Annotated in this window: 20 protein-coding genes and 1 pseudogene; 10 read left to right on the top strand and 11 right to left on the bottom strand. The window is 72.0% G+C overall.

Annotated features, from left to right (window positions below; all coding sequences use genetic code 11):
• Window positions 1–85: 85 nt before the first annotated feature.
• Both AC07C1_RS22720 and AC07C1_RS22715 read left to right on the top strand, forming a co-directional pair.
• Window positions 86–3,895 carry a WD40 repeat domain-containing serine/threonine protein kinase gene (locus AC07C1_RS22720; RefSeq protein WP_478941569.1) on the top strand — a complete coding sequence of 1,270 codons (3,810 nt, stop codon included), beginning with the start codon at window positions 86–88 and terminating at the stop codon, window positions 3,893–3,895.
• On the top strand, window positions 3,892–5,136 hold the full coding sequence (locus AC07C1_RS22715; RefSeq protein ID WP_478941567.1) for an FHA domain-containing serine/threonine-protein kinase: 1,245 nt from the start codon (window positions 3,892–3,894) through the stop codon (window positions 5,134–5,136). The genes AC07C1_RS22720 and AC07C1_RS22715 overlap by 4 nt, the downstream gene beginning before the upstream one ends.
• A 41-nt stretch (window positions 5,137–5,177) precedes the next feature.
• Here the strand turns inward: AC07C1_RS22715 and AC07C1_RS22710 are convergent, their stop codons facing one another.
• The 3 genes from AC07C1_RS22710 to AC07C1_RS22700 form a co-directional block, all read right to left on the bottom strand.
• Window positions 5,178–5,843: a hypothetical protein gene (locus AC07C1_RS22710; protein WP_478941566.1), complete on the bottom strand. Its 666-nt coding sequence runs from the start codon at window positions 5,841–5,843 to the stop codon at window positions 5,178–5,180.
• Window positions 5,844–5,917: 74 nt separating this feature from the next.
• Window positions 5,918–6,556, bottom strand: coding sequence for a DUF7019 family protein (locus tag AC07C1_RS22705; RefSeq protein ID WP_478941564.1), 639 nt, complete (start codon window positions 6,554–6,556; stop codon window positions 5,918–5,920).
• A gap of 50 nt (window positions 6,557–6,606) precedes the next feature.
• Window positions 6,607–6,939: a LysR substrate-binding domain-containing protein gene (locus tag AC07C1_RS22700; RefSeq protein WP_478941733.1), complete on the bottom strand. Its 333-nt coding sequence runs from the start codon at window positions 6,937–6,939 to the stop codon at window positions 6,607–6,609.
• On the opposite strand from AC07C1_RS22700, the pseudogene AC07C1_RS22695 reads away from it, so the two are divergent.
• A pseudogene (locus AC07C1_RS22695) lies at window positions 6,901–7,058 on the top strand (helix-turn-helix domain-containing protein); the annotation flags it as partial. The gene AC07C1_RS22700 and the pseudogene AC07C1_RS22695 overlap by 39 nt on opposite strands.
• A 170-nt stretch (window positions 7,059–7,228) precedes the next feature.
• Here the strand turns inward: AC07C1_RS22695 and AC07C1_RS22690 are convergent.
• The 4 genes from AC07C1_RS22690 to AC07C1_RS22675 form a co-directional block, all read right to left on the bottom strand.
• Window positions 7,229–7,897 carry a hypothetical protein gene (locus AC07C1_RS22690; protein ID WP_478941562.1) on the bottom strand — a complete coding sequence of 223 codons (669 nt, stop codon included), beginning with the start codon at window positions 7,895–7,897 and terminating at the stop codon, window positions 7,229–7,231.
• 10 nt (window positions 7,898–7,907) lie between these two features.
• A complete protein-coding gene (locus tag AC07C1_RS22685) occupies window positions 7,908–8,873 on the bottom strand; it encodes a GNAT family N-acetyltransferase (protein WP_478941560.1) in 966 nt (321 codons plus the stop codon).
• A 488-nt stretch (window positions 8,874–9,361) separates the two neighbouring features.
• Entirely contained in the window at window positions 9,362–9,784 is a 423-nt protein-coding gene (locus tag AC07C1_RS22680; protein ID WP_478941558.1) for a DUF6003 family protein, read from the bottom strand.
• Between the two features lie 88 nt (window positions 9,785–9,872).
• Window positions 9,873–10,730, bottom strand: coding sequence for an MBL fold metallo-hydrolase (locus AC07C1_RS22675; RefSeq protein WP_478941557.1), 858 nt, complete (start codon window positions 10,728–10,730; stop codon window positions 9,873–9,875).
• 153 nt (window positions 10,731–10,883) lie between these two features.
• Between AC07C1_RS22675 and AC07C1_RS22670 the strand changes: the two genes are divergently transcribed.
• The 4 genes from AC07C1_RS22670 (at window position 10,884) to AC07C1_RS22655 (ending at window position 14,149) form a co-directional block, all read left to right on the top strand.
• Window positions 10,884–11,750 (top strand): alpha/beta fold hydrolase, encoded by an 867-nt coding sequence (locus tag AC07C1_RS22670; protein WP_478941555.1) that lies wholly within the window; start codon window positions 10,884–10,886, stop codon window positions 11,748–11,750.
• Window positions 11,751–11,854: 104 nt separating this feature from the next.
• Complete coding sequence (locus AC07C1_RS22665; RefSeq protein WP_478941553.1) at window positions 11,855–12,415, top strand: DUF2243 domain-containing protein; 561 nt, start codon at window positions 11,855–11,857, stop codon at window positions 12,413–12,415.
• Window positions 12,415–13,245, top strand: a complete 831-nt coding sequence (locus AC07C1_RS22660) for a cytochrome c oxidase assembly protein (protein ID WP_478941551.1) — start codon at window positions 12,415–12,417, stop codon at window positions 13,243–13,245. Before AC07C1_RS22665 ends, AC07C1_RS22660 begins: the two co-directional genes overlap by 1 nt.
• 505 nt (window positions 13,246–13,750) lie before the next feature.
• Complete coding sequence (locus tag AC07C1_RS22655; RefSeq protein ID WP_478941549.1) at window positions 13,751–14,149, top strand: ACT domain-containing protein; 399 nt, start codon at window positions 13,751–13,753, stop codon at window positions 14,147–14,149.
• Window positions 14,150–14,281: 132 nt separating this feature from the next.
• Here AC07C1_RS22655 and AC07C1_RS22650 read toward each other — a convergent pair whose 3' ends face one another.
• Window positions 14,282–15,130 (bottom strand): RNA polymerase sigma factor SigF, encoded by an 849-nt coding sequence (locus tag AC07C1_RS22650; protein ID WP_478941547.1) that lies wholly within the window; start codon window positions 15,128–15,130, stop codon window positions 14,282–14,284.
• 530 nt (window positions 15,131–15,660) lie between these two features.
• On the opposite strand from AC07C1_RS22650, the gene AC07C1_RS22645 reads away from it, so the two are divergent.
• The 3 genes from AC07C1_RS22645 (at window position 15,661) to AC07C1_RS22635 (ending at window position 17,850) form a co-directional block, all read left to right on the top strand.
• Window positions 15,661–16,530 (top strand): class II glutamine amidotransferase, encoded by an 870-nt coding sequence (locus AC07C1_RS22645; RefSeq protein ID WP_478941545.1) that lies wholly within the window; start codon window positions 15,661–15,663, stop codon window positions 16,528–16,530.
• Between the two features lie 133 nt (window positions 16,531–16,663).
• Entirely contained in the window at window positions 16,664–17,443 is a 780-nt protein-coding gene (locus AC07C1_RS22640; protein WP_478941543.1) for a DUF1206 domain-containing protein, read from the top strand.
• Between the two features lie 173 nt (window positions 17,444–17,616).
• Window positions 17,617–17,850 carry a hypothetical protein gene (locus tag AC07C1_RS22635; protein ID WP_478941541.1) on the top strand — a complete coding sequence of 78 codons (234 nt, stop codon included), beginning with the start codon at window positions 17,617–17,619 and terminating at the stop codon, window positions 17,848–17,850.
• 47 nt (window positions 17,851–17,897) lie between these two features.
• Here AC07C1_RS22635 and AC07C1_RS22630 read toward each other — a convergent pair whose 3' ends face one another.
• From AC07C1_RS22630 to AC07C1_RS22620, 3 genes are all read right to left on the bottom strand, one after another.
• On the bottom strand, window positions 17,898–19,607 hold the full coding sequence (locus tag AC07C1_RS22630; protein WP_478941540.1) for an LCP family protein: 1,710 nt from the start codon (window positions 19,605–19,607) through the stop codon (window positions 17,898–17,900).
• A gap of 206 nt (window positions 19,608–19,813) precedes the next feature.
• The gene (locus AC07C1_RS22625; RefSeq protein WP_478941538.1) at window positions 19,814–20,176 is read right to left on the bottom strand and encodes an ArsR/SmtB family transcription factor; all 363 of its coding nucleotides are present in this window, start codon (window positions 20,174–20,176) and stop codon (window positions 19,814–19,816) included.
• Between the two features lie 171 nt (window positions 20,177–20,347).
• A complete protein-coding gene (locus AC07C1_RS22620; RefSeq protein WP_478941731.1) occupies window positions 20,348–21,007 on the bottom strand; it encodes a formylglycine-generating enzyme family protein in 660 nt (219 codons plus the stop codon).
• Window positions 21,008–21,034 lie beyond the last annotated feature (27 nt).

The following is a 21,034-nucleotide window of genomic DNA, read 5'->3' as shown; positions in this document are numbered from 1 at the left end:
CGCCTGTGGCACGCGGACCGGGCGGGGCCTGAGGGGGTGGCGTGTCGAGGTTGTCAATTCGCCTCTGTCCGCGCATCGTTGCCCCATGGCGATGGGGTACTGGCGGCGCGGGGACGTCCTCCTCGACCTGTACGAGGTGCTCGATGTCCTCGACGGCGGCGGCATGGGCCTGGTGTACCGCGTCCGGCATCGCGGCTGGAACACGGACCTCGCGGTCAAGGTTCCGCGTCCCGAACTCGTGGCCACCGCGGCCGGGCGCAGCGGTTTCGAGACCGAGGCGGGTACCTGGGTCGGGCTGGACCTGCATCCGCACGTCGTCGGCTGCGCCTACGTCCGCCGGGTCGAGGACCTGCCGTGTGTGTTCGCCGAGTGGGTCGAGGGCGGCTCGCTCGCCGAACTCGTGCGGAACGGGAGGCTGTACGAGGACGAGGAACCGGGCTCGGCCGGTGTCCTGGCGCGGATCCTGGACATGGCCGTACAGATCGCCTGGGGCATCGACCACGCACACCGTCAGGGCCTCGTCCACCAGGACGTCAAACCGGCCAACGTCATGGTCGACACGAGTGCCGCCTGGACGGCGAAGGTCACCGACTTCGGTCTTGCGGGCGCCCGCGCCGCGGCCGGCGAGCGCCCGGTCGCGGCACCGGAGAGCAGCCTGGTCGCGGCACCGGAGAGCAGCCTGCTGGCCAGCTACGGCGGGATGACACCGGCGTACTGCTCACCGGAGCAGGCCGACGCGTGGTACGGCGCGCGGGCCCCGCTCACCCGCGCCACCGATGTCTGGTCCTGGGCGCTGTGTGTGCTGGAGATGTTCGTCGGCTCCCCGCCGTGCCTGTACGGTCAGTCGGCACCGGAGGTGTTCACGGGCTTCCTGGAGTACGGGCGGCCCGGGCCGGGGGCGCCCCCGCTGCCGCCGGCCCTCGCCGATCTGCTGTGGCGGTGCTTCGAGGTCGATCCGGCCCGGCGCCCGCGCCGTCTTGACGAACTGGCCGCGGCCGTGACGCGGCTCTACGAGGATGCCGTCGGCACGCCGTACCCGCGAGTGGCTCCGCAGGAGGCGCACCTGCTCGCCGCCGGCCTGTCCAACCAGGCCCTGTCGCTCCTCGACCTCGGCCGGAACGGCGAGGCCGAGGAGCTGTGGCGCACGGCCAAGGACATCGACCCACATCACCTGCCCACGGTCTACAACTGGGCCCTGTACCGCTGGCGGCAGGCCTCCCTGTCCGACGAGGACGTCCTCTCCGACCTGCGTACGACGCGGTCCCTGCACAGCGAGCCCGCCCAGGTGGACCAGCTGCTCGCTCTGGTGCATGCCGAGCGGGGCGACGACGAGTCGGCCCGCGCGCTGCTCGCGGAGGCACCGGACGTGTCCGAAGTGGCGGCCGTGCGTGCCGAGCTGGCGCGGCGGGGGCCCGCTCGGCCGTGCGAGCGGCTGGAGGGGCATCAGGGCTCGGTGCGTGCCGCCGCTGTGAGCGCCGACGGCTCGGTGGCGCTGACCGGCGGGCAGGACGGCCGCCTGCGGGTGTGGGAGCCGGCCGGCAACCGCTGCCGGTATGTGCTGCCGCCCGAAGCGAGCGACGACACGCAGGCACGGGACACCGCCGCGAGGACAGCCTCGGGAGGCGAAACGCCCGGGACGGCGGCACGCGCGTCCGCGGCAGCGGCGGACGGCGAGACGCTCGCGCCCGTCACCGCCGTCGCGCTCACTCCGGACGGGCGCACCGCGCTGGTCGGGCGCCGCACGGGAGCCGTCGAGTTGTGGGACGTGACGGCCGGACGGCGCCTGAGCGTGTTCGGCAGACGTCGCTCGGCGGCCGTCGCGGTCGCGCTGAACGGCGCCGGCGGAGCCGTGGTCGCTTGTGCCGACGGACCGATCGAGGTCTGGGACCTGAGATCCGGACAGACCGGCCAGGGCGGGGAGGGCGGAGAGGGCGGACGTATGGTGCGCGAGCTCGAGCACCCGCCCGCGACCTTCCAGAAGCTGGACCCCGGCACCCGGCGGATCCTGCCCGAGATCCACAGCAGGCCTTCCGTCGTCTCCGCCGTCGCGCTCGCCGAGGACGGGCAGGTCGTGGTGTCGGCGTCGGACGAGGAGGGCAGCGTGGTCTCCTGGGAGGTGGCCACCGGCCGGTCGCTGTGCCGCCTCGTGAAGTCGGCGGACATGCGCAACACCGGCGTCGACCTGATCGCGCTCAGCACGGACGGCACCTACACCCTCCTGAGCGGCCGGCACCTGGCCATGGTGCGTGTCTGGGAGACCCGGACCGACCGGGTCAGGGACACCGTGCCCGACACGCTCGGCTCCTACTGCCGGGTGGCGCTGAACAGCGACGCCACCATCGGCGTCTCGGTACCGTCCGGGCGTACCGACCAGCCCGTGCGGATCTGGGAGACGCGCACCGGCCGCTGCGTCCGCACCATCGAACCCGAGGCCGTGGTCGAGCCGGTGACAGGGATGACCCTGCCGATGGACATCGACTGTGTGGCCCTCAGCGGTGACGGCCGGGTCGTCGTGCTGGGCGACCGGTGGGGCGGTGTCCAGTTCCACCACCTCGCCCCGGGCGGGTACCGGGCCCCCTGGAGCTATGCGCGTCCGCGGGCCGCGGTCGCCCTCACGGACGACGAGATGCGCGTCGACGGCATGGTCCAACGCGCGGCGGAACTGGCCGAACAGGGCAGGGTGGCGGCCGCGGCCGAACAGGTGCGGGCCGCGCGCGCCGTTCCCGGCTTCGAGCGCCACCCCGAACTGCGCACGATCTGGGCGCACCTGGGCCGGTCGGCGGGCAGGCGCACGGACCTGCTGAGCATCTGGCACCGCTACGACCTCAGCGGCGGCCTGGCCCTCACCCCGCAGGTGAGCCTCGGACTGAGCGCCGACGGGGAACTCGTTGTGACCGGCGGGGCCGACGGGCACGTGCGGGTGTGGGAGCTGCAGACCGGGCAGCAGCTGCACACGTTCGCCGAGCGGGTGGACAGCACCCACACCGTGCTGATCGCGGAGGACTGCCGCCTCGCCGTCACGGCCGACTGGGGCGGGGAAGCCCACCTGTGGGACTTCGAGAGCGGCACGAGACACACCCGGCTGTACGGCGACCAGGGGCACGTGACGGTGGCGGCCATCGACCGGAAGGGCGAACACGCGCTGATCGGCGACCACGGTGGGGCTCTGTGCCTGTGGCACCTCCGAGGGGCCGGCCGGGATCGCACGAACGTCGCGCCTCACCACGGTCGCACCATGCTGGCGCACGACGGTCCCGTCGGGGTCGTCCGGCTGAGCGCCGACGGGCGGTTCGCCGCGTCGGCCGGGCGGGAGGACCGCACCGCCCGACTGTGGACGACGGGAACAGGCGTTCCGCTGCTCACGTGCCCGCTCGGCGGAGTCGACGCCGAACTGAGGTTCTCCCCGGACGGCAGCCGGTTGTTCGTCAGCTGCGTCGGCACACTGTCCGTATGGGACGTGAGGACCCGGCGGCACCTGTACGACCGGGAGACCGGCCACGGCCCGCTGGCGCTGAGCGGGGACGGACGCATCGCCGTCAGCCCCGGCCTGTCGAAGGTCGAGGTCTGGGACACCCGGTCAGGGAGAACCGTGTGCGAACTGCCCGAGCGGGGCTCGACGTTCGACGTGAGCCCCGACGGGCACTACGTCGTCACCGCCGGCCGTGACCGGAGCCTGCGGATGTGGGACGTGCGGACGGGCCGGTGCCTGCACACCCTCGAAGGCCACCCCGAGGCCCTCACCCTGGTGACCTTCACCGCCGACAGCCGCAACCTCGTCTCCGCCGACCTCCGGCCGGGCATCCGGCTGTGGGAGCTGGACTTCGACTACGACTTCACGGGCGAAGGCTCCGGGGACCACACTCTCCCCGCGCAGGAGGAGGTCGAAGGCCGGTGACCGCACGAGTGACCGTCTCCGTGCACACCGGCACCGGGATCGTGGAGTACGGGTTCAGCGAGCCGGTGACGTGTGAGGTGGGCCGATCGGCGGAGTGCCGGATCCGCGTTCCCGAGGGGCATCGTGGCGTGTCCCGACGGCACTGCCGGCTGGACGTGGACCCGCCGCGGCTGCGGGTGCGCGACCTGAGCAGCAGCTACGGCACCCACGTCAACGGCGAGCGTCTGGGCCCCCTCGTCGAGCAGCCGCTCACGGACGGCGACGAGATCCGCATCGGTGACGTCCGGCTGCTGATCACGGTCACCGAGCCGCCGGAGGCCGCCACGGCGGCCGATCCCGAGGAGCCGGCCCTTGGTCCGCCGGTGCGGATCCCCGGCTACGACCTCGTCCGGGAGCTGGGCCGCGGCTCCCAGGGGATCGTCCACCTGGCCCGGCACCTGGCATCGGGTGAACTCGTGGCGCTCAAGCAGGTCCTGGTCCCTCAGCCGGTCGACGACAACGCGCGTTTCGCGTTCCGCCGCGAACTCGCCGGCATCCGCGCCCTGCGCCATCCGCACATCGTCGCGTTCCGCGCCGACGGCGACGAGGAGAACGCGTTCTACTTCGCCACCGAGTACTGTCCCGGTGGCAGTCTCGAGCAATGGGCCGCCCGGTACGGGGGCGCGGTGCCGGTGGACCAGGCCCTGGCGGTCGTCCGGCAGGTACTCTCGGGCCTGTCCTACGCCCACCAGGCCGAGCTGCCTTCCCCGCGGCAACCGGACGGCACGGTCACGATGGCGCATGGCCTGGTGCACCGGGATGTGAAGCCGGCCAACATCCTCGTGGCGGGGACGACCGCCGACGGCCGTCCCGTGGTCAGGCTCGCGGACTTCGGGCTGGCCAAGGCGTTCGAGCGCGCGGGGCTGTCCGGGCACACCCGGACCGGCGCGCTGGGCGGGACGATCCCGTTCACGGCACGCGCCCAGCTGCTCGGCTACAAGTACGCCGGCCCCGAGGTCGACGTATGGGCCACGGCGGCCTGTCTGTACTGGATGCTCACCGGTGCCACACCGCGCGACTTCCCGGCCGGCCGGGATCCGGTCGCGGTCGCCCTGCGCGAGCCGGTCGTGCCGGTCCGGCACCGCGCCCCGTCCGTGCCGCGGCGCCTGGCGGAGGCGATCGACGAGGCGCTGGTCGACACCCCGGGCATCAGGGTGCGGACGGCGTCCGCACTGGCGCGGTCCCTGGAGGAGGCCGTGTGACGGGCCATCGGCGTCACGCGGTGCCCGGTGTCTGACGTATCTCAGCCACCGCTGTCCCGGACGTACGCTCCACCGGCGTTCATGGTGAATCCGGTGCGGCCCAGCTTTTCGAATCCGCCTCTGAACGTGGCGGCCCGGAGGGCCTCGTCGTGCACCGCCCGCTGCTTGGCCGAGAATCCGCTTCTGTCGATGTCGAGTGTGGGAACGACGGGCACCACGGCATGCCGGAGGTCCTCGGGGAACCGCGCCAGATTGGCCTCGTACTCGGGGTCGTCCGGGTAACTCAGCGACACGGTGAGGGGCGGTTCGGCGCCGAGACGTTCAGCCACGGTACGCAGGGAGTCCGCCAGCTTCTCGAGCGCCATCCTGAGCGCTCCGCTCAGGTCCATGTCGCCGGGTGCGCGCACGTACACCGGCGGCGCGGCCTCCGGCACGACATAGCGCACCAGCACCCGGCTGTGCTGGAACCGCACCAGCAGGGAGGGCCAGGGGCCGCCTCCCTCGACCGTGAACGCGGGGCGCTCCGGGTTGTGGTACAGCCGCAGCATGACGAGGTCGACCGTCTCCATCGCCTCGGGCGGCAGGTTGTCCGGCGTGTACGGCCCCCGGCTGCGCCGGCGCAGAGAGGTCTCGTCCATCATGGCGACGATGCGAGCGGTGTCGGCGTCGACCTCCAGCATCAACGGGTCGATCACCAGCTCCGTCATGAGCTGACAGGCCGCGTCGATCCGCGACGCCACCGTCGGCCCGGTGCCGTCCGTCCGGCTTCCGCCGCGCCACCTCATTCGGCCAGGGCGACGTAGAGCGGGCTGCCGAGGAGGACGGCCCTGTCCTCGCCGGAATACAGCTCGGGGTAGGGGCAGGGCCCGTGGAGCATCCGCTTCGCCACGAACTCCACGAGCTGTACGGGGCCGCGCAGCGCGGAGTTGGCCCGGACGACGGCGCCCAGCGCGTCCGGGCCGGGGGCGTCTTCACCCGAGGCCATGGTGGCCAACTGCTGCAGCAGTGCGGGCATGAGCGAAGCGCTCATCCGGTGTCCGGCCGGCGTCTCGCCCGGAGCCGTGCTCAGGACGTGCCTCGTCGAGCCTCCCAGGCCGACGACCGTCCGCTCGCTGTGCCCGCCGAAGTACACGGCGTCCCCGTCGCCGATGGAACCCCACTGCATCGGAAGCACTCCTTGCACGTACTGCCCGGGCTCGTCCACGTCTCCCAGGTCGCCGTGGTCCGCCAGGTGCTGCAACACGCGCTCCAGACGCGCGAAGCGGTCCGGGCCCCCGCTCTCGACGCTGTGCCGGGCGCCGACCATCCTCAGCCCGAGACTCAGCTCCGTGACGCGTTTGCGCGCCCACTTCGGGTCGATCTGTGACAGCAGCATGTCGACCTTGACATCGCTGATGTACAGGTAATAGCGGAAGGACACATCCGCCCCTCTCCCCCGTGCCGACGCCCCTGATGGTACCCGGCCGACGGTCACGTGAGCGCGAAACGGCCGTCCACGTCCCACTCCCCCAGCAGTCCGGCGAACTCCCGTACGGCGGACAGGGGGTTCGTCCGGCAGTGCCACGTGGACCTGCCGGGTGGGGCGTGCTCGAGCAGTGGTCGCAGCACCGGATCGGCCGGTACGGCGCGCGCGGCCGGCTCGGGCACCAGTGTCACACCGAGACCGGCGGCGACGAAGCCGAACTTGCCCGTCCATTCCGCCACCCGGAGCCCCGTGCGCGGTGTGAACCCGGCCGCGGCGCAGGCCGCGGTGAGCCGCGTGGGCCGACCGCTCGGCGCCGCGTGGTCGCGCTCAAGTTCCAGCTCGACTGCCCGCGGCCGTCCGGCGGCTGCTGCACCGGCAGGGCTGGTCCTGGCAGAGTCCCGCCCGCCGGGCGCTGGAACGCGACGAGCACGCGGTCGAGCCGTGGGAGAAGGACGTGTGGCCGCAGGTGGAACGTCTGGTCGCACGCGTCCACATCCAGCTGGGCGCCCCCGTTGTTCTGGTCTGGGACGAACGCAGATCGAGGGACCGCCTTGCACCCCGGCTGACCGCTCTGGAGACGGTTCAGTCAACGGCGTCGCGCAGCAGGTCCCGCACTCCCGACCGACGTCAGACGCTGATCGCGTGCAGAAAACGCTCGGCGTCCTCGGCATCGGCCAGCCGCCCGAGGTTGAGCCAGGATCCGTCGCCGAAGCGCAGGAAGAAGTGACGTCGGCCCGGCTCGCGATGAAGCCGGGCCTCGCCCCGTGGGAACTCGCTGACGATCTCGAAGTCGTCCGCCTTGGTGGGCGAGAGGCGACGCCCCGGCGAGGCGGCGACGCAGATCCGTTCACGGGTCAGCAGGAGCAGGCGCCTGGAGTTGGGCGACTGCGCGTACCAGCGCAACAGCAACTGCCCTGCGGTCAGCGCCCAGTCGCCGTCGAACACGTCGTCGGACGGCTCCGGTACGCGCGGCCGGTCGGCGCTCGTGCGCCGCGTTCCGGCCGCACGCCCGGCCCGTGCGCGGGACTGCTCCTCGCGGGTCTCCTTCCACAGGAGCCAGTCGACCTTCTTCAGAAGCTGATCGGCCAGGAACCAGGGGATGACGACGGCACCGGCGAGGGTCAGGCCGGCGTAGTACAGCCAGTGCCGCCCCGGTTTCAGACGGCCCTTGCCCGCCGCGCGGTGAACGTCCTTCGGCGGCGCCGGAATGGCCTTGCGCAGGCCGCACCAGACCAGGGCCACGGGCTCCTCGCCGAGGATCTTCCGTGCCCGCCGGTGCACCTTCCGCTTCGCCATGCCGAAAATCCTAGAGAACCCCGGGCGGCGGTGCTCCGGCAGGTCCGGGCGGACGCCGTTCGACGGTGAGCGCCTTGCTGTAGACCGTGGAGCTGCGCTGGACGGTCATGCCGATCCGCTCGTAGAGCGAGAGCGCGCCGGTGTCCGTGTGCGTCCACAGCGTGCAGGTCCGCTTCCCCCGGTGGTAGAAGGTGCGGAACGCCTCCCGCAGCAGCAGGCGGGCGATCCCCCGGGTGCGGTGGTCGCTTCGTACCGCGACCCGCTCGACGTACCCTTCGTCGCTGCCGGGGACGTCCGAGGACAGGACCACACCGACCATCTGGCCGCCGGCGAACGCCACGGGGGATGCGGCCGGCTCGAACGTCGCGGGTTCGACCGTGAGACGGGCCCACTCCGCGTAGGTCTTGCGCCGCTGCTGCCACTCGTCGAACGCGTCCTCGGTGACCTGGTACGCCGCTTGTTCGTCACCGGGGCGGAACGGCCGGACGGTGACACCCGCCGGCGGCTCGGGCACCTCCGGTTCGTCGGGCATCGCGATCGCCAGCAACCACTCGGTGACCAGCGGCAGGTACCCGCTGGACCGCAGGAGCGCGCCGGCCAGGTGATCGCTGTCGGGAACCGACTGGGAGAGCCGGTCGGCCCCCAGCTGCCCGGCCCGCGCCTCGGCCCAGTCCAGGAGCGAACGGCCCAGGCCCCGCCCCCGGTGATCAGGGTGTACATGGACCCTGGCCCGCCGCCCCTTCACTCGGCTCCAGCCGGCCAGGTCGCCCTTGGCGTCGCGTACGAGCACCGTGTCGGACATCGGTTCCCGGCCCATCGGACCGAGATCGGCGGCGATGCGGTCGAAGCCGGTCACCGCGCGGCCGAGCAGCTCGAGCTCGCACTCGGTGACCATGCGGTGAACCGCCTGCGCATCGGCCGTGGTCGCCGATCGGCTCCGGTAGCCGGCCGGCCACGGCTCGGGGAGATCAGACATGGGTGAACCCTGCGCCATTCCGGCCGCCATGTCGACCTGGCGTCGACCTGGCAACGGTCGGCCGGTTCCGATCAGGGCCGCGGTCGCCGCGCTCCGCACGCACGTCCGCGCTCTTCGCCCCTTCGCCCGCGGGCCGACCCGGACGCGGGCCCTCGCGGGCACGCCTGGGCGGCGTGCGGCCCCGCCACGCCGCAGCGGCGGGGACCACCTCCCCGCCGCCTGGGACGACACCCGGCCACCCGCCGGCCGCCGCGGCCGAGAAGCCGTCCTCGCCCGCCGCAGCGGCGACCACCGGTTCCCGGTGGCTATACACCGGCGCCCGGACGGCCTGAGTGCCGCTGTCCACGACGCCGCCGCCGAGCGTGCAGCCGGCATTCGGGCCCCCCACCCGAACCGCTGAGATCCGGCCGCCCTCGGCCGTCCACGGGTCAACGCGCTCCTGACCTGGGAACCGGTCCGATCGCGCCGGTGGCAGCGGAGCCGTTCTCTCAGCGGCCCGCGGCTGTCACCGCGGCCAGGTCCTCGCCGGTGAGTTCGGCGATGCGGTGCGGGGCGACACCTGCGGCCAGCGCCCGCGCGAGCAGTTCGTCGCGGCCGTCCGTGCAGTCGCGGTAGGCGAGCAGCTCGTTCTCGACCGCGGCGGCGGCCTCCGGAGCCGTCCGGTGCCGCAGTCGGCTCAGTTCCTCGTCGCTCAACGGGACCGGCAGCCGCTCCGCGTTCCCGGGAATGTCCTGCGTGGCTTCCGGAGGCACCACCCGGAGCTGCGGGGACGTCGCCGGCACACCCTGGGCGTCCAGCCAGGCACGCACCGAGGCCGTCTCCATACAGGACAGCTCACCCACGGCGGCCGGTGGAACGCCCAGCGGCGTGGCCGGGTCCTCGACGAGAAACAGATAGGCGTCATCAGTCATCAGCGGCTCCTCGTGACAGTTCGTCGGCCCGTCGCCGTTCCGGTTACCCCGTCCACGTCCGCATACCGCACGTGCGTCTCGTCGTCGGTCACAGAACCACGGGAACCGCTCCCGGCGCGGCCGCAAGCCGGGCCCGCCCGCCATGACCGCAGTGGACTATCCGGTCGCCGAGTCCCAGTCTGTCGGCCTCGGCCAGGAAGGCGGACAGCGGCGAGCGCATCACCGTGTAGTCGTCGTAGTGCACGGGCAGGATGCTGCGGGGCCCGAGGCGCCGGGACAGTTCCGCACCCTGCGCGCCGTCCATGGTCACCACGAATCCGCCGGGGAGCCGGGTGCCGCCCAGGTGCAGGACGGCGAGATCGGCCGCGGGAAAGCGCTCGGCGATCTCGTCGAGGCCGTCGTACACCAGCGTGTCGCCTGAGATGTAGAGCCGCAGCCGCGGCGGACGCCCGACGGGGCCGAACTCGACCATGCTGCCCATCACCGGAGGCAGGAGCCCTCGCAGCACCCGGTCGCCGGCATGCCGGCCGGGCAGCGCGGTGATCCTGGCCTGCACCCCGCCCCGCGAGAGGGTGATTCCCTGCCAGGTGCGCAGTCCCGCGGTCCGGCCAAAACCGTGGAACACCTTGAGCCGGCGCGCGGCATGGGGTGTGGTGAGCACCGGAACGGTGCGGTCCAGGTGCCGGCGGGCCTGACGGTCCCAGTGGTCACCGTGCAGATGGGACAGCACGATCCCGTCGAGACGGGGCAGTTCCCGCGGTCCGACGGCCGGCTCGGTCAACCGCCGGCTCACCAGGCCGTGGCCGAGATAGGCGTACTGGCCGCGGTGCAGGAAGTTCGGGTCGGTGAGCAGGGTCAGCGGCCCGTGCCGCAGGAGCACGGTCGCGTTGCCGATGAAGTGGATGTCGACCGCGTCGCCGCTGAGGTCGTCCTCGGTCCTGGGCATGGTCACCCGCCCTTCGCCTGAGCCGGAGGCACCACCGCCGCCGGGCGCAGGTGCTCTCTTCGCAGGGCGGGGTACCCCTGGGCGGGCGGAGCCACTCCACCTCGAATCCACGGGGGGGCCGGCTCGCCATGTCGGCAACGCGGAGGTGTGCTCGTGTTCGAGGGGTTCGAGGTCCGGCAGGTGCAGACGGACGACGCGTCGATTTTCGTGCGCTACGGCGGCGAGGGCCCACCGGTGGTGCTGCTGCACGGCCATCCGCGCACGTCCGCGACCTGGCACCGGGTCGCCCCGCGGCTGGTCCGGCGCGGCTTCACGGTCGTCTGCCCGGACCTGCGCGGCTACGGTCGGTCCCGGGGGCCGGAGCCCACGCCCGATCACAGCGGGTACGCCAAGCGAGCCGTCGCCGAGGACGTGATCGCGGTGCTGCGTGCCCTCGGCCACGACCGGTTCGCCCTCGCCGGGCACGATCGCGGGGGCCCGGTGGCACTGCGGCTGGCCCTCGACCATCCCGCTGCGGTCTCCCGGGTGGCTCTCCTCGACTGCCTGCCGCTGAGCGAACACCTGTCCCGTATCACGGCCGAGTTCGCCACGCGGTGGTGGCACTGGTTCTTCTTCGCCCAGCCGGACATCCCGGAGCGGGTCATCAACGCCGATCCGGACAGCTGGTACCGCGGCGATCCGCGGAGCATGGGACGGGAGAACCACGACGAGTGGCGGCAGGCCACCCGGAATCCCGCGGTCGTGCGGGCGATGCTGGAGGACTGCCGGGCCGGCCTGACCATCGACCGGCAGCACGAAGAGGCGGACCGGGCCGCAGGAGCACGGATCCGGTGCCCCGCGCTGATCCTGTGGTCGCTGCGGGACGACCTGGAGGAGCTGTACGGGGATCCGCTCGAGGTCTGGCGGCATTGGGCCGTCGACGTCCGTGGCCACGGCATCGACTCCGGCCACCATGTGGCGGAACAGGCTCCCGAGGCGCTCGCGTCCTCTTTGGGGGACTTCTTCGCCGGGGCCGCATGAGGGGCATCTCAGGTGTCCGCATATGGCCGAGGGTGGTACGGCGCTGGGGCCGGGGAACTGGTAGTTCCTCATAGGGACGGCCGACACCGACGGAGACGAGGGTCATGGCAACCAGCGTGAGCGGAACGAGGGCCGAAACCGCGCCGACCAGCCTTCAGCTGCCGGGGATCGTGCTGGGGGTGGGGCTGGGCGGGTTCGTCGACGGCATTCTGCTGCACCAGCTCCTGCAGTGGCACCACATGCTCACCAGCACGAACCACGATCGTATCGGTGTGAAGTACTACGACCCGCACACCGTCTCCGGGCTGGAGATGAACACCGTGTGGGACGGCGTCTTCCACACCGTGTGCTGGATCGCCGTACTCACCGGCCTGGCGATCCTGTACTCACGGGTGACGGCCGACCGGCGCCGGGTGTGGGCCTCGCGGGTCCTGTGGGGCTGGATTCTGGCCGGCTGGGGCATCTTCAACCTTGTCGAGGGCATTCTGGACCACCAGATCCTGGGCATCCACCACGTCCGCGGCGGGCCGCACCAAGTGTGGTGGGACATGGGCTTCCTCGTCCTCGGGGCCCTGCTGCTCGCGGGCGGCTGGCTGCTCCAGCGGGGTGGACGGCCGGTCGGCTACGCGATCCCGGACGCCGGGCGAGCGGGGCGCGTCGGCTGATGCACGAGGACACACCGCACGTGCATCACCCGGCGGACGGCAGCCCGCTGGAAATCCTGCTGCCGACGGCCGCCCTGCTGTTCTGTGCCGTCGGCTATGTGTTCCTGGCCCACCGGGCGCGGCAGCGCAACCCGGTACTGGGCTGGAGCCTCTGGCGCGGCGCCGGTTTCCTCGCCGGCCTCGCCCTGCTGTCCGTGGCGCTGCTCCCGCCCGTCGCGTCCCTGGCCCACAACGACTTCCGCGCACACATGGCCCAGCACCTGCTCATCGGGATGTACGCCCCGCTGGCACTCGTGCTCGGTGCCCCGGTGACCCTCCTGCTGCGCACCCTTCCCGTGTCCCACGGCCGCCGCCTGACCGCCTTCCTGCACAGCCGCCCGGCCCGTCTTCTCGCTCACCCCGCCGTGGCCCTGTCGCTGTCCACGGGCAGCCTCGCGGTCCTGTACTTCACGCCGCTCTTCGACGCGGCCATGGCCCACCCGGCCGGACACTGGCTGCTGCACGCGCACTTCCTGCTGTCCGGGTGTCTGTTCGCCCATGCCATCGCCGGTCCCGACCCCGCGCCGCGCCGCCTCGGCGTGCGTGCCCGACTGGTCTGCCTCGGCTGCGCCATCGCCGCGCACTCCGTCATGGCGCAGCTGATGTACGGCGGATTCTGGGTCGACATCCACGCTCCCGTCCCCCAGGTCCAGGGCGGCGCGGAGATCATGTACTACGGCGGCGACATCGCCGAACTCCTCCTCGCCGCGGCCCTCGTTGCCACCTGGCGCCCCGAACCGGCGTTGAGACTGGTGGGCTCGCATGTCGGGGCGTCACGTATTCGTGGCTGATGCCCGCACCTCCATGATGCTGAGTGAGCCGTCAGACGGCCGTCCATCGGGGTCACGTGAAGTCGTGGTGCCCTGCCCGGCCCTGACGCGGCAGTCTTCGATTGGTCCAGGATGTGCTCCGGAGTGTCGCCGCGCGCCTCGGACATGGAGACCACGGCGCTTCGCCTGCCGTCGTCGGTGACCCCGTTGATGGTGATGTAGCCGCCCTCGTGGCCCCAGTAGGTTCCTCCGCAGCTCAGGGGGCGTTCGGCCAGGCCGAGCCCGTATCGGCCGCCGGGCCACAGCCGTTGGACCTCCGCGCTCACGGGGACGGTTTGCTTCATCTCGGCCAGCTGCCGCGTCGGTCGCAGGCGACCCGCGAGCAGCGCGGCGTTCACCTTGTTGCGGGCCGGCACCTCCTGCGGCCCGTACCCGCCGGCCGCCGACCCGCGAGAGACGTCATGACGCCATGCCGTCACTGGCCGCATGCGCGTCCGTGGGGACCGACGGAACGTAATGTGAGGCCATGACCGGCGAGACTGATCTGCGAACACTCCTCAGCGGCATGCGTCCGGAGCTGAACCCGGGCCGCTATGTCTTCACCATGGCCGAAGGCGGTGTCCCCTCCGGCGTCACCCCCGTGGTCACGGTCGCCGAGCAGGAGGGTCTCACCCTCGTGGTGCCGCAGGCGGATGCGGACGCGGCGGCGATGGCGTACGACTACGTGGCCGGATGGATCACCCTGCGCGCCCACTCCGCGCTGGACGCGATCGGACTGACCGCCGCGGTCTCACGCGCCCTCGCCGACGCGGGCCTGAGCTGCAACGTCGTCGCAGGTTTCCATCACGACCACCTCTTCGTACCGTATGAGCAGGCCCACCGGGCGGTCGACGTGCTCCGGCGCCTGGCGGACAACTCCGCCTGAGACGACGGGGTTCGGCCGCCGCCCGCGAGACGGGCACGCTCCGGTGAGACCGCGCGGGGACGTAGGCCGGTTCTGCCGCACACGCTCGAAGCCCGCCGCACGAGCGGCGGGCTCCGTGGGCCGAAGGCTCTGTCAGTGGGTCGTCAGCAGTCCTTCCCGGAGCCGCTTGAGCGTGCGGGAGAGCAGTCGTGACACATGCATCTGGGAGACACCCAGGCGGTCGCCGATCTGAGCCTGCGTGAGTTCCTCGACGAAGCGCAGGTGCAGGATCAGCCGGTCCCGTTCGTCGAGTTCGGCGATCATCGGGGCCAGCGCGTGGAAGTCCTCGACCAGCTCCAGCGCGGTGTCCTCGGTGCCGATGAAGTCCTGCAGCGCGGTCTCGCCGTCCTCACTGCTGTTGATCGCGGCGTCCAGGGAAGCCGAGTTGTAGCCGTTGGCCGCCAGCCGGGCCTCGACGACCTCATCCTCGGTCAGGCACATCAGCTCCGACAGCTCCTTGACCGTGGGGGTACGGCCCAGCCGGCTGCGCAGTTCCTCGGTGGCGCGGGCCAGCTGGACGCGGGCCTCCTGCAGGCGCCGCGGGACGTGCACGGCCCAGGACGTGTCACGAAAGAACCGCTTGATCTCACCCACGATGTAGGGGACGGCGAAGGAGGTGAACTCCACCTCCCGCGACAGCTCGAACCGGTCGATCGCCTTGATCAGGCCGATCATGCCGACCTGGACGATGTCCTCCATCTCCTCCGGCCCACGGCTGCGGAAACGAGCCGCCGCGAAGCGGACCAGGGACATGTTCATCTCGATCAGCGTATTGCGGGCGTACTGGTACTCGGGGGTTCCCTCCTCGAGCAACGCCAGCTGGTCGAAGAACACCTTGGACAAGGCGCGGGCATCCCTGGGGGCCACGCTCGACGGGTCGGCGAGTTCGGGCAACTCGACTGCCGCCCGCGTGTCCTGGCCCGCCACGGTCTGCGCTGTCATGGGGTTCCCCTCCCGGATCGGTGCTGTTGCTGCCGGTGTCGTCAACGAAACGCCGTCTACCCGGACAGTCTGCATGCATGCCTGTTCCTCACGAGATCGTCGGCTGTCCGGGCCGGCCCGCCGGGACGTGCCGGCGGCAGGGAAGCGTCCGGACAGCCGGCAACCGTGCGGCGCTCACGGCGAGTTACGGCAGTCCCGCTGCCGCCTCTGCCCGTTCGCGTACCCATGGCCCGGCGATCGTGAGCCTGTGCTGCGGCATCGCCGGACTTGTCATCCTGGACATCGTCCCCGGGTCCGCCGGCCATCGTCTTCGGCGTCGTCGCCCGGCGTCGGGCGTGGGCGGCGGCGGGCGGCGTCGGGCGGCGTCGGGCGGCGGTCGAGAACGGCGCGGCCCGCGTCTGTGCCGCACGGCTGCGGGGCCGGCGCAAGTCCTGCCCCGGCGCACGCCGCATGCGAGGGTGCGCCGTGCGCGGGATCATGGTGGTGGAGCCGTCGGTCTCCGATGCCGGTCCGAGGCGAAGGAGGATGCCGTGTGCCGTCTTTTCGGGCTGAGCAGCTCTCCCCTGCGTACGTACGCCACGTTCTGGCTGCTGGACGCCCCTGACAGTCTCAGCGCACAGAGTCACCGCGAACCCGACGGCACGGGGCTGGGCTACTTCGCCGTGGACGGCGCCCCGGAGGTGCACAAGGCCCCGATCGCCGCCTACGAGGACCGTGACTTCGCCCAGGAGGCCCGGGAGGTGGAGTCGGCCACCTTCCTCGCCCACATCCGTTACGCCTCGACCGGTGGTCTGGACCTGCGCAACACCCACCCCTTCGAGATGGAGGGTCGGTTGTTCGCGCACAACGGCGTGATCGAGGGCCTCGACGCACTCGACCGCCGGCTGGGCGCGGACCGCTCACTGGTGCGCGGCGACACCGATTCCGAGCGGTTCTTCGCCCTGGTGACCCGGGAGACCGCGGCGCACGGCGGCGACGTGTCCGCGGGCATCGTCTCCGCGGCCCGCTGGACCGCCGCGAACCTGCCCCTGTACGCCCTCAACATCATCCTGGTCACTCCCACCGATCTGTGGGCCCTGCGTTATCCCGCCACCCACGAGCTGTACGTGCTCCAGCGTCCCGCGGGCGGTCATCATGGATCGCGGCATCTGGATCACAGCGGCCGCCACGGTCGGCTGCGCGTACGCTCGGCGGCCCTGGGCGATCGTCCCGCGGTCGTCGTGGCCAGCGAGCCCCTGGACGAGAACCCGCACTGGCGGCTCATGGAACCGGGCGAGCTGCTCCACGTCGACCTCCGCCTGCACACCACGTCACGCCTCGCCCTCCCCGACCCTCCGGTCCATCCCCTCACCCTCGCCGACCTGCGCCCCACCGCGGCCGCCTCGCAGCGGCCCGGGTAGCACGGCGTGCGCGGCGAGGGAGGCATCGAGCAGGTGTCGGACAGTGGCGCGGGGGCATCGGCGATGTATGGGCACACAGGCATGGGCACTGCATGGACGGTTCCGGGCCCGCCGGGCGGCTGACAGCACGGCGATGGCCACCGCGGCCCGGGCGGGCTTCGCCGCCCGGGGGCTGATCTACGTACTGGTGAGCGTCATCGCGCTGCAGATCGCCTTCGACGGTGACGGCGGAGGTCAGCAGGCCGATCGCGGCGGTGCTCTCGGGGAACTGGCCGGCAAGCCGTTCGGGTCGGTGATGCTGTGGATCGTGGGGATCGCGCTCGCCGGCATGGGCCTGTGGCGGCTGTCGGAGGCGGTCTTCGGCGGCACGGGCCCCGCCGGTTCCAAGCTCACCAAGCGGGCGGCGAACGCCGGCCGTTTCCTCTTCTACGCCTTTGTGTCGTACTCGGTGCTGTCCTATGCGGCCGGGGACCGGGGCAGCGGCAGCGGCTCCTCCGACAAGCACACCGAGGATGTCACCGCCCTGATCCTGAAGTGGCCCGGCGGCCAGTGGATCGTCGGCATCGCGGGTGCGGCCGTGGTGATCGCCGGACTGTGGATCGCGGTCCTCGCCGTGCGGAAGAGGTTCCGGAAGGAGCTGCGGACCGAGGCCATGTCACGGCGGGCGGAGCAGGTCTCCGACTTCCTCGGGGTGACGGGCGGTACGGCGCGTGGGATCGTGTTCGCCGTCGCCGGTGTGTTCGCCGTCGTCGCGGCCGTCCAGCACCAGCCCGGCAGGGCCAAGGGCATGGACGACACCCTGCGCTCCTTCCGGGATCTGCCCGCCGGTCCGTGGCTGCTCGCCCTGGTCGCGCTCGGCCTCGCCGCGTTCGGTGTCTTCTCGTGGTGCAACGCACGCTGGCGCAGGATCTGAGCGGCCCGCGCCCTCGCTGACGGATCGCGGGTTCCGAAAGCGTCCCACCCGTCCGCCGGCGCCCCCTGCCTGTCACGGCTCCCGCCGGTGGCGGGCCTGTCGGGTGATCGTCCACCGGCCACCCGTGACCCGCCTCACGCGGCGGATACTTGCGCAACCCTTAAACTGTCGCCGTGGAGACGACCGAGGTGACCGGCTGGGAGCTCGCGGTGCTCGACGGAGGGCCCGCGGACGGACTGCGGATGAAGGTCTCCGACCGGCCGCGCGTGATCCAGGTGACGTACCCGTGCGAGGTGGAGGCCGAGTCGCCCGGCGGCGTGCGCGTGGAAGCGGTGTACCTCTACCGCCGCGACTACACCGTGACCGACGGGCCCGTGCGGTACGGCTTCGACATCGCCAGCCCCTGACACCGAGTCCCCGGCCCGCGCGCCGACGGCCGGCCGGGACACGTTCCTCATTCGTCGGAGTCGGGCTTGCTCCGTGCCGCCGCGTAGGCCTGGGCCGGTGTCATGGAGACGCCGTTGAGGCTGACCGTCCGGTAAGGGCTGACCTTGGCGCAGGTCTTGGCCTGGTCGGCGGTGGAGGCGTGGGCGTTGGAGACCGCGGCCTCGGTGTCGGCGGGCGTGGACGAGGGGCCGCCGCCCGGATAGCTGGTGCCGCCGGGCCAGTCGCTGCCCACCACCAGGGTCAGGCCCGGGCCGGTGCCCTGCGTCAGATGCGAGTCGGACAGTCCGAGCGCCTTGGCGACCGTCCGGGCCTCGGTCTTCCGGCCGGTCCCGTAGGTGAGGGTGGTGGTGGCCGCGGGGTTCGGCGCGTTGGCCGTGGTCGTGGCGGAGCTGAAGCCCTGCCCGGTCAGGGCGGTGGCGACGGCGGAGGCGCGGCCGGTGATGGCGGTGCCGTTCTCCACCGTCACGGCGATCTGGGCCGGGGGCACGGCCGAGGCGGTGGCCGTGGCCTTCGCGGTCGCGGAGGCCGCGGACTTCTTGCCGGAGCCGCTGGTCAGGGGCTGGTCATGGGCGATCGTGGAGAACAGGGCCTTCGCGCCGGCGCCCACCACCACACGGTTGTCGTCGGTGGGGTCCGGGGCCGTCTGCATCGTCGTGAAGGTGATCCGCTTGGTGGGCACCTTGTTCACATCGGCCGCGAGCGCGGCCAGCTTCTTCACCGTGCTCAGGCCCTCGTCCACGGTCAGCGCCTTGGTGGCGGCGTCGGCGAGGGCGTAGACCGCGCTGGGGTCGGTGAGCGTGCCCGCGCTCTTGAACTTGCGGATCATCGCGCTGAGGAAGATGTGCTGCGAGATGGTCCGGCCCAGGTCGCTGCCGTCGCCGAAGCCGTGCCGGGAGCGGACGAACTCCAGGGCCGCGACGCCCTTCAGGGTGTGGGTGCCCTTGGACAGCTTCAGGTGCGAGTAGGTGTCGTAGACGTCGTCGCTGACGCACACGGGGACGCCGCCGACCGCGTCGGACATCTTGACCACGCCGGAGAAGTCGAGCTTGACGAAGTGGTCGACGGGGACGCCGGTGAGCTGGTGGACGGTGGCCACCTGGCAGGCGGGACCGTACTCCAGCGCGCTGTTGATCTGCCCGTAGTAACCGTGGGTGGACTGGCCCGACTCGCTGTCCTTGCAGGCCGGGACCTTGGTCATGGTGTCGCGGGGGATGCTCATCACGGTGGCGTTGGAGCGGTCCGCGGATATGTGCAGCACCATCTGCACATCCGCGTTGCTGCCGGTCTGCACGCCGGTCTTCGAGCAGCCGCCGCCGAGCTTGCAGTCGCTCTTGCTGGTACGGCCGTCCGAGCCCATCACCAGGATGTTGATCGGGGTGCGGCCGAAGGCGTCGGCCTTCTCCGTGCCGCCCTTGCCGTCGAGCGAGACGCTGTGGATGTTGCCGTTGAGGTGCTGGTAGAACCACCAGCCGGCACCGGCGGTGACCACGATGATCGCGGACAGGCATGTCCCGAGGATCTTCAGCACCCGCCTGCCGCGGCGCACCGGACGGGCCCCGGCCGCTCGCCGGCCGCCACGCTGGCGGGCGGCCGCACGGGTCGCGGCCCGGCCGTCGGGCGGACGCGTCCCGGCAGGCTCGGGCATACGCGGGCCTGGCACCCGCCCGTCAGGGCTGCGCGTTGCCTGACCTGCGGGCCCGTCCCACGGGTCGCTCATCTCCCACTCCCATGAACGGTCGGGCTCGTCAGGCCGGGGCGTCCGATGGACAGCCAGGCTCGCGCGGCGGTGGACAGGCGGGTGAAGCGGAGGTTCACCTCGATTGCGTAGTTGCGCAATCTAACAAACCCGGGGCGCGAACAGGACAGACCACACGCGATTCACAGGTGAGGCATCTCATGGCACGGCCGCGCCGGGTTCCGCCGTCAGCCGCCGATCCCGCGCAGGTGGTGCAGCGGGGCGGCGGCGGGCCGCGGGCGTGCGGTCAGCTGGCCCACCATCGCACGGACCAGGGTCACGACGTCCGGGTCGTCGAGGTAGTAGACCTGCCGGCGACCCTCGCGGCGGGAGCGGACGAGTCCGGCGAGTTTGAGTTTCGCCAGGTGCTGGCTGACGGCGGGCAGCGCGCCGCCCACCCGGACGGCGAGGTGCGTGACGTCGCTCTCGCCCTGTGACAGGGCCCACATCAGGTGCAGCCGGGCGGTGGAGGCGAGGAGTCCGAACGCGGCGGCGGCCTGCGCGAGCACCTCGGCGGGCGGATCCTCGAAGCCGGCGGCGTTCTCCCTCACGACCCTCTCCCCTCCGCCCTCGTCACAGTCGACGCACACGCGCCCACCCAGTGTAGGCGCGCGCGGACCGGCCGATGCGTCTACCGGGCGAACGAGCCGATCGTGCGGACGGTCCGGTCGAGGTGTCGGCGCCGCGCCCGCGGAAACAGTACCGACCGCTCTGACGGGGTGTCACCGACCTGCCGTGGGCGTGGAGCGCACGACCCGGAAACCCACGTCGTCGATCCGGAACGTGGGATGGCTACGCCGCCGTACCGACGCGCGGCAACTCCAGTGCTCGTCCGACCAGCCTCCGCCACGCAGCACCCGATAACCGCCGTAGACCTCCGCGTCGTAGACGTCCCAGCACCAGTCCCATACGTTGCCCAGCATGTCGTAGAGCCCCCACGCGTTGGGCAGCTTGCCGCCCACCGGGTGGATCCGCTCGTTGGAGTTGCCCCGGTACCAGGCGACCTCGTCCAGCCGGCCGTACCGCGGGCCGGTGGTACCGGCACGGCAGGCGTGCTCCCACTCGGCCTCGGTCGGCAGCCGGAAGCCGTCGGCGGAGGTGTTCCAGTCGGCCGTTCCGACGTCCTCCCCCAGCTGGTACGCGGGCGTCAGCCCCGCACGCCGGGACAGGGCATCGCAGAACCGGACCGCGTCCCACCACGACACGCCCTCGACGGGCAGCCGGTCTCCCCGGGCGGTGCTCGGCCGCCGACCGGTGACCTCCGCGTACCACGCCTGAGTGACCGGGAAGGCGGACATCTCGAACGACGCCACCTCGACCGGCCAACTGCGTTCCGTCCGCCGGTCCGACAGCGTCACGCGTCCCGCGGGGACGGCCACCATGTCCTGCCCTGAGTGCGTGTCCACGAC

The organism is Streptomyces sp. NPDC045022 (assembly GCF_056432605.1).
Note: the sequence above shows the minus strand (reverse complement) of the source record. Positions and strands in the feature narration are given on the sequence as shown.